We start from the raw sequence: 16,858 nt of genomic DNA on the forward strand, positions 1-16,858 counted from the left end.
CCGGAATCAAGGCTATTGGTTGTCGCACAGCTTGCTGCAGTTGTAGGCGGCGACGAAGTCGTCGAAGCTGACGCTGTCGGCCTGCTCGATCGCCGCCTGCTCGGCCAGCGATTTGCTTGCCATCTCGTCGAACAGCGCTTCTTCGGCCGGCATCAGGGGACTGTCGCGGAAGCTGGCCGCATGCAGTTCGCTCTGGCGCAGGCCGAAGGCGCTGGCCGAACCCAGGCCGCGGATCTCTTCGAGTACCCGCGCCGACGGGGTCAGCGCCGGGTTGATGATCTTGGCCTTCTGCAGGTTGAGCGAGGATTCGTGCACATTGCCCTCGTTGTGCTGGTCGTCCAGCAGCTGCGCCAGCGGGCGGATGCGCTCGACCAGCTCCAGCGCCCAGTCCTTGAGCGGCAGCTCGAGGCCATCGCGGGTGAGCGTGAGGGCCGGGTCGCGGCCTTGTTTCACCGTACGCGCGAAGTTGCGCGCGTGGACCTGGCTTTCGTGGGCGCTGATCAGGGGGCTTTCCTCGAAGGCGCAGAACAGCAGGAAGGCATCGAGGAAGCGGCCGGTCTCGAGGCTGATGCCGACCGGCTCGAACGGGTCGACGTCGAGGCAGCGCACCTCGATGTACTGCACGCCGCGGTTGCACAGGGCCTGCACCGGACGCTCGCCGGTGCGGATCACGCGCTTCGGACGGATCGTCGAGTAGTACTCGTTTTCGATCTGCAGCACATTGGTCGACAGCTGGACCCACTCGCCGTCTTTCTTGGTGCCGATCGCCGCATACGGTTCATAGGGCGTGTTCACCGCCGACATCAGGCTGGTGACATAGCTTTCCAGGCTGTTCTCGTGCGGACGCAGGCCGGCCTGGGCGTCGTTCTGGTAACCCAGGTCGCTCATGCGCAGGCTGGTGGCGTAGGGCAGGTAGAGCGTGTCGTCCGACAGGGTCTCGAGCCGGTGCTCGCGGCCGTGCAGGAAGCTGGTGGCCACGGCCGGGGTGGCGCCGAACAGGTACATCAGGAGCCAGCTGTAGCGGCGGAAGTTGCGAATCATCGCAATGTAGCTCTCCGACTGGAAGTCGCGCAGCGCATTGCGGCGTTCCTCGTGGATGCCTTCGCTGGCGGCCACCAGCTGCCACAGCTTTTCCGGCAGCGAGTAGTTGTAGTGGATGCCCGCGATGCACTGCATCGCCTTCCCGTAGCGCAGCGCCAGGCCGCGGCGGTAGACGTGCTTGAGCATCCCGAGGTTGGACGTCCCGTACCAGCCGATCTCGATGTCTTCCTCGGGCGGCAGTTCGCCCGGCATCGACACGCTCCACAGCATCTCGTCCTTCAGGCGTGCGTAGGCGAAGCGGTGGATGGCGTCGAGGTGGTGCAGCACCGTCGAGATGTCGTGTTCGGCCGGCGTGATGAACTCCAGCAGGGCTTCGGCGTAGTCGGTGGTGATCTGCGGATGGGTCAGCGCCGAACCGAGCTGGATCGGATGCGGGGTGCGCGCCAGGTGGCCGTGCCGGTCCACGCGCAGGGTTTCGCGTTCGATGCCGCGCAGGCCCTGGCCGAGCAGGGCGCGGTGGTCGTCGTCGTCGAGCAGGGCCAGGCGGCGCTGGAGTTGGTTCGACACGGGTTGCTTGGACACGGATGTTTCCTTTCTTGTACTGCCAAATTCAGTTGGAGCAGAGAGTAACCGAAAAACGGCAAGTGCGCCGGGAGGCCCCTCATTCCTGCCCGGTGGGGATGGCGGTCCCCTCGGGAGCAGGGGCGGAAGGGGGCGGGGAAGCCGGCAGGACTGCCGCTTTGGCGGCTTCCTTTTCGCTCGCGATCCAGCGCTCCACCTGGCGCTGGAGCAGGTCCAGCGGCAGCGCGCCGCCCTTGAGCACCGCGTCGTGGAAGCGGCGCAGGTCGAAGCGCTCGCCCAGCGCCGCCCTGGCCTTGTCGCGCAGCGCCGCAATGCGCAGCTGGCCGATCTTGTAGGCCAGCGCCTGGGCCGGCCTGGCGATGTAGCGGTCGACTTCCAGCTCGTTGTCCGGCGGCGGACTGGCGGTATGCGCGTTCAGGTAGTCGACCGCCTGCTTGCGCGACCAGCCCATTGTGTGGATGCCGGTGTCCACGACCAGCCGCGCCGCGCGCAGCATCTCTTCGTTGAGCTGGCCGAAGCGCGAGAACGGATCGTCGAAGAAGCCCAGCAGGGGGCCAAGCCCCTCGGCATAGGTGGCCCAGCCTTCGCCGAAGGCGTCGTACCAGCCGTGGCGCCGGAATGCCGGCAGCTCCGGCAGCGACTGCGCGCGCGCCACCTGCAGGTGGTGGCCGGGCAGGGCTTCGTGCAGCGCCACGCTGTCCACCTGCCAGATCGGGCGCGTGTCCAGATGCGCGACGTCGACCACTAGCGCCGCGCTGCGTTCCTCGCTGCCGGCTTCGTAATAGGCCACCGGCTGGCCGCCTTGTCCGGCAATTTGCTGCATCGGCTTGACGGCGATGTCGGCGTCCGGCACCGTCGTCACCACCCTGGGCAGCTTTGCCTGGGCCCGCGCAACGGCCTTGCGGTAGCGCCCCAACAGGGCTTCGGGCTGCTTGAAGAACAGGCGCCGGTCGGTGCGGGCGAAGGCCAGGAAGCGCTCGAGGTTTCCGCGAAAACCGGTGCGCGGCACCAGGGCGGCCATCTCGGCGCGGATGCGCGCGACTTCCTTCAGGCCGATCGCATGCACCTCGGCCGGGCTCAAGCTGGTGGTGGTGGCATTGCGCACCTGGAAGGCATACCAGGCGTCCCCGCCGGGCAGGCTGGCGGCGCCGATGGTCTCGCGCGCAGCCGGCAGGTAGTCGCTGCGCAGGAAGTCTTCCAGCCGGTACAGGGCCACGGCGGCCTCCGCCAGCGCCGTGATGCCGTCGTCGAGCAGATCCTCGCGCACCTCGGGCTCGATCGAGGCGGGAATGCGCTGCAGCGGTGCGTTCAGGGGACCGGCGGCGATGTCTTCGCGCAGGCGGCGCAGCGCCTCCGGCACCAGCGCGATCGCCACCTTCGGCACGGTCCAGCCGGCGCGCATTCCGGCGCGCATCTGCTCGATCAGGCCGTCGACATGGGCCGGCAAGGCGTTCAGGCGCGAAAAATAGGTGCGATAGTCCTGTTCGGTGAGGAAGGGCATCTGCGCGACCAGGCGCGGCAGGCGCAGGTGCAGGCCGTCCCAGTTGCTGAGCGGCTGCGGATCGAAGGGCGTGAAGGCGGCGGCCGCCAGCCTGCGCTCGTGCGCGGCCACGAACAGGTCGAGCGAGAGCCGGTCCTGGCCTTCGAGTTCGTTGCGGTCGAGCCGGCGCGCTTCTTCCAGCACCTCGCGGGTGTGTTCGACGGCGGCGGCACGCGCCTCCAGCGAGGTATCGGCCAGCAGCGCGTCGTGGCGGTGCGCGCCGATGCCGGTGGCGTATTCGGGCTGCTGGCGCAGCTGCCATTGCCACTCGCGTTCGAACAACTGGCGCGCACTGTCGGCGCCGGCGATCGCTGCGCTGTCGGCGGCAGCGCAGACCAGGGGGACGAGCAGGACGATCGAGGCGAACAGTTTGCGCATGCAGTTGCCCATCCGGGGCCGGCGTTCAGGAACTGGTCATTGTAACAATGGTGGCGCAGGCGCCGCGCAGCCTAGGACAGGCGGCCGCCGCTGACGCGTTCGATCCCGGCCAGGTCGCGCCAGCTCTGCACCTCGATGAAGCCGCGCGCGGCCAGCAGGGTGCGCACGGCCGCGGCCTGGTCGTAGCCGTGTTCGAGCAGCAGCCAGCCGCCCGGCGCCAGGTGGGCGGGCGCGCCGGCGATGATGACGCGCAGGGCCGACAGGCCGTCGGCGTGGTCGGTGAGGGCGCCGGCCGGCTCGAAACGCAGGTCGCCCTGCGCCAGGTGGGCGTCGCCGGCCGCGATGTAGGGCGGGTTGGAGGCGATGATCTCGAAGCGCTCACTGTACACACCACTGTCCCCGCCGTCGCCCAGGGCCGCGAACCAGTCGCTGCGCAGGAAGCGCACCGCGGCGCCATTTGCCGCGGCATTGGCGCGCGCGATGGCGAGGGCGTCCTGGCTGACATCCAGCGCGGTGACGGCGGCGTCCTGGCGGCTGTGGGCGCAGGCCACGGCGATGGCGCCGCTGCCGGTGCCCATGTCGAGCAGGCGGCCGTGCGGCGCCAGGCGCTCGAGCGCCAGTTCGACCAGCAGTTCGGTGTCCGGGCGGGGAATCAGGACGCCGGGGCCGACCTTGAACGGCAGGCCGAAGAATTCGCGTTCGCCGACGATGTAGGCGATCGGTTCGCCCTGCAGGCGGCGCTGCACCAGCGCATCGAGACGCGCGGCTTCGTCGGCCGTCAAGGCGCGCTCGGACTGGGTGATCAGGCCGACCCGCGACAGTCCCAGCGCATGGCACAGCAGGATGCGGTTTTCCAGCGGTTCCAGCGGCAGCGTGCCCTGGAGCTGCCGGATCGTCGCGCCGGCCTGTGCGACGCCGTTCATGCGCGTGGCTTGCGCAGCAGGACAAAGGCCAGCAGCACGGTCAGCACCACGAACCAGACCGCCGACCACTGCGGAATCGCGAGGCCCAGCAGCGAATCGGTGGCGCCTTCGCACAGGCCGTCGGCGCGGAACAGCCAGGGCAGGTATTCGGCGGTCGGGATCTTGTTGAGGAAAGTCTCCATCGGATCGATGCCGCAGGTGAAGCCCGGGTGGGCGATCACCCACAGGTGCTTGCCGACCGCGAACAGGCCGCCCAGGGCCGCCAGCAGGGCCAGCATCGTGCCTTCGCGGACCTTGCCGCTGACGGCAGACACCAGGCTCGCGATGCCGACCGCCAGGAACATGTAGCGCTGGATCACGCACAGCGGGCAGGGCAGCATCTGCAGGATGTGCTGCAGGTAGAGGGCGACCGCGATCAGCGCGAAGCAGATCGACGAGATGGCAAACAGGATCTGGCGGTTGGAGGGCAGCATCGGTATGTTTTGTAGGTGTTGTTTGGAACGAGGCATTCTCGCATGAAGCCTGCTCAACTACTTACTCTTTGCTTAAGGTAGGGTGGACGGCTCTGCCGTCCGCGCGTTCAAGCATTCCGTGAACAATCGCGCCGCATTCATTCACGCTGCATTTGAACGCGCGGGCGTTCGTAATTCCGGCCATTGGCCGAAATTACCCCGCCCACCCTACAGAATCAGTCGCCCAGCGCCGCCAGCAGCTCCGCCTGGTGCTCCGCCGCCAGCGCATTGGTCAGTTCGAGCAGGTCGCCGTCCATGATGAAGTCCAGCTTGTACAAGGTCAGGTTGATGCGGTGGTCGGTCAGGCGGCCCTGCGGGAAGTTGTAGGTGCGGATCCGTTCGCTGCGATCGCCCGAGCCGATCAGGCTCTTGCGGGTGGCCGCCTCTTTCGACTGCTGCTCGCGCAGCTGCACGTCCTTGATGCGCGCGGCCAGCACCTTCAGCGCTTGCGCCTTGTTCTTGTGCTGGCTGCGGTCGTCCTGGCATTCCACCACGATGCCCGTGGGCAGGTGGGTGATGCGCACCGCCGAATCGGTCTTGTTGATGTGCTGTCCGCCGGCGCCGGAGGCGCGGTAGGTGTCGATGCGCAGGTCGGCCGGGTTGATGTTGACGTCCTCGACCTCGTCGGCTTCCGGCATCACGGCGACCGTGCAGGCCGAGGTGTGGATGCGGCCCTGGGTCTCGGTGGCGGGAACGCGCTGCACGCGATGGCCGCCCGATTCGAACTTCAGTTTCGAATAGACCCCGTTGCCGATGATGCGCACGATGACTTCGCGGTAGCCGCCCAGGTCCGAGGGCGACTCCGACACCAGTTCGACCTGCCAGCGGTTGCGCTCCGCGAAACGGCTGTACATGCGCAGCAGGTCGCCGGCGAACAGCGCCGACTCGTCGCCGCCGGTGCCGGCGCGGATCTCGAGGAAGATGTTGCGCTCGTCGTTGGCGTCCTTCGGCAGCAGCATTTTTTGAAGATCGAGCTCGAGGGCGGCCAGGCGCGCGCGCGCGGCCTCGATCTCTTCCTGCGCGAAGTCCTTCATTTCCGGATCCTGCGCCATCTCCTGGGCTGCGGCGATGTCGTCCTGGGCCGCGCCGTACTGGCGGTACAGGGCGACCAGCGGCGACAGCTCGGCGTGCTCGCGCGTCATCTTGCGGTAGCTGTCCATATTCGCGGTGGCGCCTTCGGACATCAGGAGTTCGTCCAGTTCGACGAGTCGGTTGGCCAGTTGGTCCAGCTTGGCCAGCATGGATGGTTTCATAGGCTTGTTCGGTAAGGTTCGGGAAGCCGCACGGGGACGGCCGGATGCGTCCACAGGGGACGCGGACAGACGGGGAAGGGCCGCTAACGGCGGCCGCGGAACAACTGGGGCAGCAGGCCGGCGAGGCGGGCGCGCTCGTCGCCCTGGGCATGGTGCAGCGCCTGCTGCGGGCCGTGCAGGAACTTGGCGGTGAGCCCCCGGGACAGCGCTTCGAGCACGGCCTCGGGATCGTCGCCGCGCGCCAGCAGCCTGCGCGCGCGGTCGAGTTCGGCCAGGCGCAGCGCCTCGCTCGACTCGTGCAGGTCGCGGATCACCGGCACCATGGCGCGGTCGCCGACCCAGCTCATGAAAGACTGCACGCGCGTTTCGATGATGGCTTCGGCCTGGGCCACGGCGGCCTGGCGGCTCTCCATGCCGGTTTGTACCACCTGCGCGAGGTCGTCCACGGTGTACAGGAACACGTCGTCCAGGCGCGCGACTTCGGGTTCGATGTCGCGCGGCACGGCCAGGTCGACCATGAACACCGGGCGGTGGCGGCGCGCCTTGACCGCGCGCTCGACCAGCCCCAGGCCGATCAGCGGCAAGGTCGAGGCGGTGCAGGAGATCACGATGTCGAAGTGCTGCAGGCGCTCGGGCAGGTCGGCCAGGCGGATCGCCTCGCCGTTGTAGCGCGCCGCCAGCGCCTGGCCGCGTTCCATGCTGCGGTTGGCGATGGTGACCGATTTCGGGTTGTGCGCCGCGAAGTGGGCGGCGCACAGTTCGATCATTTCGCCGGCGCCGATGAACAGCACGTGCTGGTCGGCGATGCGATCGAAAATGCGCTGCGACAGGCGCACCGCGGCAGCCGCCATCGAGACGCTGTGGGCGCCGATCTCGGTGGTGCTGCGCACTTCCTTGGCCACCGCGAAGCTGCGCTGGAACAGCTGGTGCAGGTAGGTGCCCAGGCCGCCGGCTTCCTCGGCGGTGCGCACCGCGTCTTTCATTTGCCCGAGGATCTGCGGTTCGCCCAGCACCATCGAGTCGAGCCCGGAGGCGACACGGAAGGCGTGGCGCACCGCGCTGTCTTGCGGCAGCATATACAGGTGCGGGCGCAATTCGGCGAAGTTGAGCGCGTGGTAGTGGGCCAGGAACTGGGCCGAGGCATCGAGCGGATGGGCGATGTCGCTGGCCGCGTACATCTCGGTGCGGTTGCAGGTCGACAGGATGGCTGCTTCGTTGCCGACGCCCGCGCCGCCATTGCTCGCCTGGCGCGCGAACCAGCCGCGCGCCGCCTGCACCGCATTGCCGAGCTGGTCGGGCGCGAGCGCCAGCTGCTCACGCAGCGAGACCGGTGCGGTCGTGTGGTTCAGGCCAACGGCAAGCAGTTGCATGGTGGGGCGGGGGGCGATGGGTATGGTCCCATTATACCCTTACGCGAGCAGGGTTTCAGGGGGCGGCCGGGGCCGGCCGCCGTCTTGGCGCAATGCCAAGGCGGGGCTCAGGCGCCGAGCTTTTCGAGGCGATAGCCGTAGCTGTACACCGGCACCAGGCGGAAACCGTTCTCCGGACGCAGGCTGAGCTTGTTACGCACGCGCGAAACATGGGTGTCCATGGTGCGCGAAGGCACGTCGGTATCGCGTACCCAGACCGATTCATGGATATAGGCGCGCGACAGGGGCCGACCGATGTTACGGAAGAACAGCAGCGCCAGCGAGAATTCCTTCTGGGTGACGTCGATGATCGAGCCATCCTTGAGCAGGCGCCCCGGACGGGTTTCGAAGGTGAACGGACCGAATTGCAGCTGCTCGGCGCTGTTCTGCGACGGGTAGGCGCGGCGCAGCAGGGCCGACACGCGGGCCACCAGTTCGCCACGGCGCAGCGGCTTGACCAGGTAGTCGTCGGCGCCGGCGGTGACGCCGGCGATGATGTCGTCCTCGGCGTTATTACCCACCAAGAAGATCATCGGCGCATTCGACGCCATTTTTTCCTTGGCGCGGCGCAGGATTTCCGCCCCATCCATGTCGGGAAGGTTCCAGTCCATTACCAGCATGTCGGCATTTTCCTTACGCAATTGCGCAAGGCATTCCTTGGCACTGTCGTAGGGCTGGCAGTTGTGGCCGGCCGCGGTCAGCACCTGACAAATGAGTTCAGCCTGGCTGCGGTCTTGTTCGAGAACGGCAATCTTCATATCACATCTACTGGTAAGGTTGCCTTTGTAGGAAGCATCCTACAAGGGTTAAACCGAATATAGCAGACTTTCACAAAATAGCGCTACAGAAATAATGAGTTTGCGTTCCGGAAATTAGATCTGTTGTGTTAAGGCTGAATGCCGGAGAGCGTTACACTCGTTGTTACGAAGAAAACGGGAGGCGATATGTTGTTTCGACGCAAAAAGAAAGCGCTTGTCGAGGCCGAGCCAAAGCTGGAGCCGGTGAGCGGCGCCGAGATCGAACTGGCGCGCGAGCGCTGTCGCGACATGGTGCGCAAGCGGGCGCTGGTGGCGGCCGGCGTGGCGGCGGTACCGCTTCCGGGGGTCGATATCCTGTCGGACCTGACCACATTCACGGTGCTGGTGGAAGAAATCAACGATGCATTCGGCCTGAGCCAGAAGCAGATCGAACGCCTGCATCCGCGCCTGCAGGTACTGGCCTACCAGGCGGCGGCCTCGGTCGGCGGCATGCTGGTCGGAAAGATAGTGACGCAGAAACTGGTGCTCGCGCTGTTCAAGCGCGCCGGCCTCAAGATTGCGGTCAAGACGGCGACCAAGGTCGTACCGGTGGCCGGGCAGATCGCCTCGGCGGCGATCGGTTTCGCCCTGTTTCGCAGGATGGGCTACCAGCACGTGGAAGCCTGCGCCCAGGTGGCGCGCGAGTTGCAGAAGGCGCGGGTGCTTGAGCCCGGCACGGCGCCGGCATGAGGCAGCGATGCCGATAAACAAATGCCCGCTTAAGCGGGCATTTGTTTATCGGTTGCACGGATCAAACGTCCGGCAGCACCACGTTCACGTCGAGCACTTCCAGGTTGCCCTGGCGGTCGAGCGAAATCTTGATGTCGTCTGCGCTGACCTTGGTGTACTTCGAAATTACTTCGATCAACTCGCGGTGCAGGGCCGGCAGGAAGTCCGGACCGGTGACACTGCTGCGTTCGCGGGCGATGATGATCTGCAGGCGTTCCTTGGCAGCTGAGGCGCTCTTCTTTTTTTCCGGGAACAGGAAGTTGAGAAGTGCCATATCACTTGGCTCCAAAGATGCGCTGGAACAGGCCCGGCTTTTCGTAGCTGGTGAAGCGCAGCGGGCGGTCTTCGCCCAGGAAGCGGGCGATCACGTCTTCATAGGCCTCGGCCACGTCGGTGCCCTTGAAATGGATCGCCGGGTTGCCCTGGTTCGAGGCGTGCAGCACGGATTCCGATTCCGGAATGATGCCGATCAGCGGGATGCGCAGGATTTCCTGCACGTCCTGGTAGGACAGCATTTCGTCGGCGTCGACGCGCTTCGGCGAGTAGCGGGTGATCAGGAGGTGCTCCTTGACCGGCTCCGAACCGCTCTGGGCGCGACGCGACTTGGCCTGGATGATGCCGAGGATGCGGTCCGAGTCGCGCACCGAGGACACTTCCGGGTTGGTGACGATGATTGCCTCGTCGGCGAAGGTCAGCGCCATCAGGGCGCCGTGCTCGATGCCGGCCGGCGAGTCGCAGATGATGAACTCGAAGCCCATCTGCACCAGGTCGTTCAGCACGCGCTCCACGCCCTCTTCGCTCAGCGCATCCTTGTCGCGCGTCTGCGACGCCGGCAGGATGAACAGGTTGTCGGTGTGCTTGTCCTTGATCAGCGCCTGGTTCAGGGTCGCTTCGCCATTGACCACGTTGATCAGGTCATACACGACGCGGCGTTCGCAACCCATGATCAGGTCGAGGTTGCGCAGGCCGACGTCGAAGTCGATGACCGCGGTCTTGTGGCCGCGCAGGGCCAGGCCGCTCGAAAAGCTCGCGCTCGAAGTGGTTTTGCCCACACCGCCCTTGCCGGACGTCACAACAATAATTCGTGCCACAAAAAGGTCCTTTACAGTTCTAGCAGTATCTGCGGGTCAATGTTTATCTGCGCAGGCTTACATGCGCGCTGCCAGCGCCAGCGATGAAATATCGAGCCGGTCGCCCACCAGACGGATCTGGGCCGGCTGGCGCGACAGGTCGTTCGGAAAGCCGTCGTCGAAGGTGCGGTATACGCCGGCGATCGACACCAGTTCCGGCTGCATCGACAGGGCAAAGATGCGCGCGTCCGGATTGCCGGAGGCGCCCGCCAGGGCCCGGCCGTTGAGTGGCGCATACACGTGAATGCTGCCGTCGGCGATGATTTCCGCGCCATTGTTGACGACCGCGGTAATGATCAGGTCGCAGCCGCGCGCATAGATGCGCTGGCCGGCGCGCACCGGGGTGTCGATGACCATGGCGGCCACCGGGGCCGGCGGTGCCGGTGCCGCGACCGGCGCCGGTTCGGGCGCGGGCGTCGTTACCGGGGCCGCTGCCGGAACCGCGGCGGCCACCGGCGCTTCGCGGTCGGACGCACGCAGGCCGCTCGAACCGTCGTCCAGCGACAGGCCGTGGGCACGGATCGCCTCTACCATGTCGGGTCCGGCGCCGCGTACGGCCACCGCATTGAGCCTGTACTTCTTCAGCAGCGCCACCAGGGCGCTCCAGTCGATCGCCGCGGCCTCATGGGCGATGGCGGCGATGTCGATCACCGCGAACTCATCCTCGAAGAAATCCGCGACCCCGCCGGTCATCTGGTGCAGTGCCGCGTCGATCGTGGCCGGATCGGCCGAACGCAGGATCGTCGAGATGGCGACGACCGTGGAGATCTTGATTTCGATGGGCAGCGAGGATGGGGTCTTCAGCATAAAACAGTCTGGTTGGCGTTGCGCTCGTGCATTCTACTGTGAAATTTGACCAAAAGGGCTTTACGTACGCATCATTCCTAGTAGAAATGACTGTTGCCGCAGGCATGCGATGGCTGTTCAATAAGCGCGCAAGAGGCTGAGCGGCGAGGCACGCCACGGTTGTAATTGGTGAATAAGCTGATAAGATTGATTTCGCTTAAATATGGGCTTTGTGCTAACCGTAAGATGCATGGTTTTACGGCCCAGCCGTCTTAACAATCCGGCCAGACCGGGACTAGGGAGAGCAACATGGAAGATGTCGTCATCGTGGCCGCCGGCCGCACGCCGGTGGGCAAATTCGGGGGCACGCTGGCCAAGATACCTGCCGCCGAACTCGGCGCACACGTGATTCGCCAGCTGCTGGCCAAAAACGGCATCGATCCGGCCTCGGTCAGCGAGGTGATCATGGGCCAGGTCCTCACCGCCGGCACCGGCCAGAACCCGGCCCGCCAGGCCGTCATCAAGGGCGGGCTGCCCGACATGGTGCCGGCCCAGACCATCAACATGGTCTGCGGCAGCGGGCTCAAAGCCACCCACCTGGCGGCCCAGGCCATCAAGTGCGGCGACGCGCAGATCGTCATCGCCGGCGGCCAGGAAAACATGAGCGCCTCGCCGCACGTGCTGAACAACTCGCGCGACGGTTTCCGCATGGGCGACGCCAAGCTGGTCGACACCATGATCGTCGACGGCCTGTGGGACGTCTACAACCAGTACCACATGGGCGTCACCGCCGAGAACGTCGCACGCAAGTACGAGGTCTCGCGCGCCGAACAGGACGAATTCGCGCTGCAGTCGCAGCTCAAGGCCGAAGCTGCCCAGAAAGCGGGCAAGTTCAAGGACGAGATCCTGCCGGTCGAGATTCCGTCCAAGAAGGGTCCGACCATCTTCGACACCGACGAATACCCGAAGCACGGCTCGACCCTCGAGACCCTGTCCAGCCTGCGTCCTGCCTTCAACAAGGAAGGCACGGTCACCGCCGGTAACGCGTCCGGCATCAACGACGGCGCCGCGGCCGTCATCATGATGAGCGCCTCCAAGGCCAAGGAGCTGGGCCTGACCCCGCTGGCGCGCATCAAGGCCTATGCCTCGGCCGGCCTGGACCCGTCGATCATGGGCATGGGCCCGGTCTCGGCCACCAAGCTGTGCCTGCAGAAGGCCGGCTGGACCCACGAAGACATCGACCTCATGGAAATCAACGAGGCGTTTGCCGCCCAGGCCATCGCGGTCAACAAGGAAATGGGCTGGGACACCGCCAAGATCAACGTGAACGGCGGCGCGATCGCCCTCGGCCACCCGATCGGCGCCTCCGGCTGCCGCGTGCTGGTCAGCCTGCTGCACGAAATGGTGCGCCGCGACGCCAAGCGCGGCCTGGCCAGCCTGTGCATCGGCGGCGGCATGGGTGTGGCGCTGGCGGTCGAGCGCGACTGAGCGCGTTCGGGAAGCTTTGCTGTCGGGCAGCCCGGGGTGGCTGCCCGGTTCGTAGGGAAGTGATTGACAATAAAACTGGAGAAGACAATGGCACGAGTAGCATTGGTGACGGGCGGCATGGGCGGTCTGGGCGAAGCGGTGTGCATCAAGCTGGCCGCCTTGGGTTACAAGGTCGTCACTACGTATTCGCCGGGCAACAAGAAAGCGGAAGCCTGGCTGGGCCAGATGAAAGAGCAGGGCTTCGACTTCAAGGCCTATCCCTGCGACGTTGCCGACTACGATTCGGCCCAGGCCTGCGTGCGCCAGGTCGAGCAGGAAGTCGGTCCGGTCGACGTGCTGGTGAACAACGCCGGCATTACCCGCGACATGACTTTCAAGAAAATGGACAAGCCGAACTGGGACGCGGTCATGAAGACCAACCTGGATTCCGTGTTCAACATGACCAAGCCGGTCTGCGACGGCATGGTCGAGCGCGGCTGGGGCCGCATCATCAACATCTCGTCGGTGAACGGCCAGAAGGGCGCCTTCGGCCAGACCAACTACTCGGCCGCCAAGGCCGGCATGCACGGCTTCACCAAGGCCCTGGCCCTGGAAGTGGCGCGCAAAGGCGTGACCGTCAACACCATCTCGCCGGGCTACATCGGCACCAAGATGGTGATGGACATCCCGAGCGAAGTGCTGGAATCGAAAATCATCCCGCAAATCCCGATGGGCCGCCTGGGCAAGCCGGAAGAAGTCGCCGGCCTGGTGGCTTACCTGTCGTCGGAAGAGGCGGCGTTCGTGACCGGCGCCAACATTGCGATCAATGGTGGGCAGCACATGCAGTAAGTTCCGCGCTATGGCAGCAGAAAGGCACCGTTGCGGCGGTGCTTTTTTTTGCCCGTTTGTCCCGGCCGGCTGTTTTGGTCTACAGTTTGCAGTCGTCCACCTTCACCGCTCACAGAACGGAAGATTTACCATGCACAGCTTGCCTCGCGACGGCCTCGCCCTGTCCAGCCTCGACGAACAACTCCTGCCGCCCGGCACCAAAGGCTTGCCGCTAACCGAACCCCTGCGCCAGGGCGCGGTCGGCATCCAGGGTTGGAACGTCCTGCGCGGCGACACCTCCTTCCCGGTCGCCGTGCTCAAGGCCTCGGCGCTGCAGCACAACCTGGCGTGGATGAAGGCCTTCTGCGAACGCCACGGCGCCACGCTGGCCCCGCACGGCAAGACCACCATGAGCCCGCAGCTGTTCGCGGCCCAGCTGGCCAACGGCGCCTGGGGCATCACGCTGGCCAGCGCCACGCAGGTGCAGGTGGCGCACCGTTTCAATGTGCGCCGCGTACTGCTGGCCAACCAGCTGGTGGCGCGCGCCGACATCGACGCCGTGCTGGCGCTCTTGCACGACGATCCGGATTTCGAATGTTTTGTCCTGGCCGACTCGCTGGAAGGGGTAGCGCGCCTGTCGCAGGCGGTGACGACACGCAGCTTGGGCCGTTCCCTGCCGGTGCTGGTCGAACTTGGCCTGGCCGGCAAGCGCGCTGGCTGCCGGACGGCCGAAGAAGCGCTGGCGGTGGCGCGCGCCATCGCGCAAGCCGAGGGCCTGGCCCTGGCCGGCTTCGAAGGCTACGAAGGCCTGCTGGTCAGCGCCGACCGCGACGCCGACGTCCGCGCAGTGAAGGCTTTCCTGGCCGAGCTGGTGGACCTGGTGGAAACGGCGGATGGCGAAGGCCTGTTCGGCGCCGCCGAGATCCTGATCTCGGCCGGCGGCTCGTCCTATTTCGACTTGGTCGCGCGCGGCTTCCAGGGCATGGACGGCCTGTCGCGCCCGGTGCGCCCCGTGCTGCGCAGCGGCTGCTACCTCACCAGCGACCACGGTTCCTACCAGCGCCTGCTGGCCCAGCTCGACGCGCGCGAAGCGCGGCCGGAAGAAGGCCTGCGGCCGGCGCTGGAAGTCTGGAGTACGGTGCAGTCGCGCCCCGAGCCGGGCCTGGCCATCCTTACCATGGGCAAGCGCGACGCCTCTTACGACGAGGCGCTGCCGACGCCGCTGTTCTCGCACCGCCCGGGCAGCGACGCGACCGTGCCGGCGGAACTGCCGCCCGGCTGCACCATCTTCAAGATGAACGACCAGCACGCCTACCTGCGCCTTCCCGAGGGAGATGTTCGCAACACGCTGCAGGTGGGCGACCTGGTCGGCTGCGGCATCTCGCACCCCTGCACCACCTTCGACAAGTGGCAGGTCTTGCTGGCGGTGGACGACGCATACAACGTGCAGGAAGCGCTGAACACCTTCTTCTGAGACGGCGCTCTGGTACGCTACAATCGGTTCTCACTTGCCGAAAGAATCGCGTCCATGCCCGCCACGCCGCCGTCCCTGTTCCCGCCGATCCAGCCCATCCGCCACGGCATGCTCGCCGTCGACGAGCTGCACACGATCTACTGGGAAGAAGTCGGCAACCCCAACGGCATTCCGGTAATCTTCCTGCATGGCGGGCCGGGCGCCGGCCTGTCGCCGCAGCACCGGCGCTTCTTCGACCCGGCCGCCTACCGGGTGATCCTGTTCGACCAGCGCGGCGCCGGCAAGTCGACGCCGCTGGGCGAGTGGCGCAACAACACCACCCAGCTGCTGATCGACGACATCGAGCGCCTGCGGCAGATGTTCGGCGTCAAGCAGTGGCTGGTGTTCGGCGGCTCCTGGGGCTCCACGCTGGCGCTGGCCTACGGCCAGGCCCACCCCGAACGCTGCCTCGGCTTCGTGCTGCGCGGGATCTTCCTGTGCACGAAGGCGGAAGTCGACTGGTTCATCAATGGCATCCAATGGTTCTATCCCGAGCTGTACGAAGAATTCGTGGCGCCGATCCCCTCGGCCGAGCGCGGCGACCTGCTCAAGGCCTATTGCGAGCGCCTGCTGTGCAACGATCCCGCCGTGTACTGGCCGGCCGCGCGCGCCTGGAGCCGCTTCGAGGGCCGCCGCGTGTTCCTGCTGCCGCAGCCGGAAGAACCCTCGTCCGACGCGCTCGACCTTGGCGTGGGCCGCCTCGAGTCGCACTACATGCTGCACGGCGCCTTTCTTGAAGAAGACCAGCTGCTGCGCGACATCGGCCGCATCGCCCACCTGCCGGCCACCATCGTGCAGGGACGCTACGATGTGATCTGTCCGCCGCTGTCGGCCTGGCGCCTGCACCAGGCCTGGCCCGGCGCCAAGCTGCACATGATTCCGGACGGCGGCCACGGCGCCCTCGAGACCGGCATCGCCCGCGCACTGGTGAGCGCCACCGAGCAGTTCAAGCGCCACGGCGGTTTCGATTAGCGCCCGGCACCCGGCACTGGCTGCTACACTAAAGCCATACTGACAATTTCCACCGGTTTCCCATGAATATCCAGATCAGCGACATCGGCCATGTCATCCAGCTGGCGATCGCGCCGGTGTTCCTGCTGACTGGCGTCGGGACCAAGCTGACCGTGCTGACCAACCGGCTGGCGCGCATCATCGACCGCACCCGCGTGCTCGACGAACGCCTCAAGGAAGGCGCCAACGCCGACTTCTTCTCCGAGCGCGAGACGCTGTACGTGCGCGCCCACCTGATCAATACCGCGATCACGTCCAGCACCGCGTGCGGACTCATGGTCTGCCTCGTCATTGCGCTGCTGTTCCTCGGCGACACCACCAACCTGCCGCTGGACCAGTACATCGCCGCCTTGTTCGTGCTCGCCATGCTTGGCCTGATCAGCAGCTTCGTCTTTTTCCTGCGCGAGATCTTCATCGCCTCGCGCTTCATGCGCGTCCAGCACTCGCTGTCGCTCAAGCAGTCCCGCTAGCGCTTTTTTTCGAACGGTTTTCTTTATTTATGCACGACTATCAACGTCCCCCCACCCTGTACCGCTATGCACCGCAAGACGAACTCGAAGCCGCGCTGCGCGGACAGTTCCGCCTCTTGCCGGACGGCGGCTTTTTGGCCCTGTCGTTCTCGACCGCATGGGACAAGCGCCTGTTCGATGTGTTCAGCCCCGCCGACCGCTGCCTGGTGATCCACAATACCGAGCTGTTCGGTGAACGCGTGCACCGGGCGGTGCAGCGCGCCTTGCCGAATTGGGCCGGTATCGACGGGAAGGTGGAATACGGTTCGCGCTCGCCGCTGGGCGCGGCATTTTCCAAGAGCCTGGGACAGTCGCAGGAAAAGGAATGGCAGTTTGCCTGGCGGTCGATGTCGCCGAATGCCAGCCTGAATCCGGTCGTCATCAATATCGGCAGCATCGAGCAATTCGCCGAGCTGCGCGACCGCGATACCCAGCTGTCCTGAGCCCACC

Annotated in this window: 17 protein-coding genes; 7 read left to right on the top strand and 10 right to left on the bottom strand. The window is 66.0% G+C overall.

The genetic code is table 11. From position 1 onward, the window contains the following. Positions 1 to 12: 12 nt before the first annotated feature. From IM543_01570 to IM543_01600, 7 genes are all read right to left on the bottom strand, one after another. On the bottom strand, positions 13 to 1,608 hold the full coding sequence (locus IM543_01570; GenBank protein QOY96468.1) for a glutamate--cysteine ligase: 1,596 nt from the start codon (positions 1,606 to 1,608) through the stop codon (positions 13 to 15). A 94-nt stretch (positions 1,609 to 1,702) separates the two neighbouring features. Continuing rightward, positions 1,703 to 3,541, bottom strand: coding sequence for a DUF885 domain-containing protein (locus IM543_01575; protein ID QOY94639.1), 1,839 nt, complete (start codon positions 3,539 to 3,541; stop codon positions 1,703 to 1,705). A 71-nt stretch (positions 3,542 to 3,612) separates the two neighbouring features. Then, on the bottom strand, positions 3,613 to 4,464 hold the full coding sequence (prmC, locus tag IM543_01580; GenBank protein QOY94640.1) for a peptide chain release factor N(5)-glutamine methyltransferase: 852 nt from the start codon (positions 4,462 to 4,464) through the stop codon (positions 3,613 to 3,615). Next, positions 4,461 to 4,934 (bottom strand): disulfide bond formation protein B, encoded by a 474-nt coding sequence (locus tag IM543_01585; protein QOY96469.1) that lies wholly within the window; start codon positions 4,932 to 4,934, stop codon positions 4,461 to 4,463. The genes prmC and IM543_01585 overlap by 4 nt, the downstream gene beginning before the upstream one ends. Before the next feature lie 218 nt (positions 4,935 to 5,152). After that, positions 5,153 to 6,229 (bottom strand): peptide chain release factor 1, encoded by a 1,077-nt coding sequence (gene prfA / locus IM543_01590; protein ID QOY94641.1) that lies wholly within the window; start codon positions 6,227 to 6,229, stop codon positions 5,153 to 5,155. 83 nt (positions 6,230 to 6,312) lie between these two features. Next, positions 6,313 to 7,599, bottom strand: a complete 1,287-nt coding sequence (locus IM543_01595) for a glutamyl-tRNA reductase (GenBank protein QOY94642.1) — start codon at positions 7,597 to 7,599, stop codon at positions 6,313 to 6,315. A gap of 107 nt (positions 7,600 to 7,706) precedes the next feature. Further along, a complete protein-coding gene (locus tag IM543_01600) occupies positions 7,707 to 8,396 on the bottom strand; it encodes a response regulator transcription factor (protein ID QOY94643.1) in 690 nt (229 codons plus the stop codon). A gap of 234 nt (positions 8,397 to 8,630) precedes the next feature. Here IM543_01600 and IM543_01605 point away from each other — a divergent pair, with 234 nt between their 5' ends. Next, a complete protein-coding gene (locus IM543_01605) occupies positions 8,631 to 9,125 on the top strand; it encodes a DUF697 domain-containing protein (protein ID QOY96470.1) in 495 nt (164 codons plus the stop codon). Positions 9,126 to 9,186: 61 nt separating this feature from the next. On the opposite strand, the gene minE is transcribed toward IM543_01605, so the two are convergent. Genes minE through minC form a run of 3 tightly spaced genes read right to left on the bottom strand, consistent with a single transcriptional unit; the run spans position 9,187 to position 11,101 of the window. Beyond that, positions 9,187 to 9,438, bottom strand: coding sequence for a cell division topological specificity factor MinE (gene minE / locus IM543_01610; protein ID QOY94644.1), 252 nt, complete (start codon positions 9,436 to 9,438; stop codon positions 9,187 to 9,189). Between the two features lies 1 nt (position 9,439). After that, the gene (gene minD, locus IM543_01615) at positions 9,440 to 10,255 is read right to left on the bottom strand and encodes a septum site-determining protein MinD (protein ID QOY94645.1); all 816 of its coding nucleotides are present in this window, start codon (positions 10,253 to 10,255) and stop codon (positions 9,440 to 9,442) included. Positions 10,256 to 10,312: 57 nt separating this feature from the next. Beyond that, positions 10,313 to 11,101 (bottom strand): septum site-determining protein MinC, encoded by a 789-nt coding sequence (gene minC, locus IM543_01620; protein ID QOY94646.1) that lies wholly within the window; start codon positions 11,099 to 11,101, stop codon positions 10,313 to 10,315. 288 nt (positions 11,102 to 11,389) lie between these two features. On the opposite strand from minC, the gene IM543_01625 reads away from it, so the two are divergent. The 6 genes from IM543_01625 to IM543_01650 all read left to right on the top strand — a co-directional run bounded on the left by IM543_01625 (position 11,390) and on the right by IM543_01650 (position 16,851). Then, positions 11,390 to 12,568: an acetyl-CoA C-acetyltransferase gene (locus IM543_01625; GenBank protein ID QOY94647.1), complete on the top strand. Its 1,179-nt coding sequence runs from the start codon at positions 11,390 to 11,392 to the stop codon at positions 12,566 to 12,568. Between the two features lie 87 nt (positions 12,569 to 12,655). Next, positions 12,656 to 13,396, top strand: coding sequence for a beta-ketoacyl-ACP reductase (locus IM543_01630; protein ID QOY94648.1), 741 nt, complete (start codon positions 12,656 to 12,658; stop codon positions 13,394 to 13,396). A 130-nt stretch (positions 13,397 to 13,526) separates the two neighbouring features. Further along, positions 13,527 to 14,849, top strand: a complete 1,323-nt coding sequence (locus IM543_01635) for an amino acid deaminase (GenBank protein ID QOY94649.1) — start codon at positions 13,527 to 13,529, stop codon at positions 14,847 to 14,849. A 54-nt stretch (positions 14,850 to 14,903) separates the two neighbouring features. Further along, positions 14,904 to 15,860, top strand: a complete 957-nt coding sequence (gene pip / locus IM543_01640) for a prolyl aminopeptidase (protein ID QOY94650.1) — start codon at positions 14,904 to 14,906, stop codon at positions 15,858 to 15,860. Positions 15,861 to 15,922: 62 nt separating this feature from the next. Next, positions 15,923 to 16,369, top strand: coding sequence for a DUF2721 domain-containing protein (locus IM543_01645; GenBank protein ID QOY94651.1), 447 nt, complete (start codon positions 15,923 to 15,925; stop codon positions 16,367 to 16,369). Between the two features lie 29 nt (positions 16,370 to 16,398). Further along, positions 16,399 to 16,851 carry a hypothetical protein gene (locus IM543_01650; protein ID QOY94652.1) on the top strand — a complete coding sequence of 151 codons (453 nt, stop codon included), beginning with the start codon at positions 16,399 to 16,401 and terminating at the stop codon, positions 16,849 to 16,851. Positions 16,852 to 16,858: the final 7 nt, after the last annotated feature.

It is taken from the genome of Massilia sp. UMI-21, from assembly GCA_015277795.1.
GTDB lineage: Bacteria > Pseudomonadota > Gammaproteobacteria > Burkholderiales > Burkholderiaceae_D > Telluria.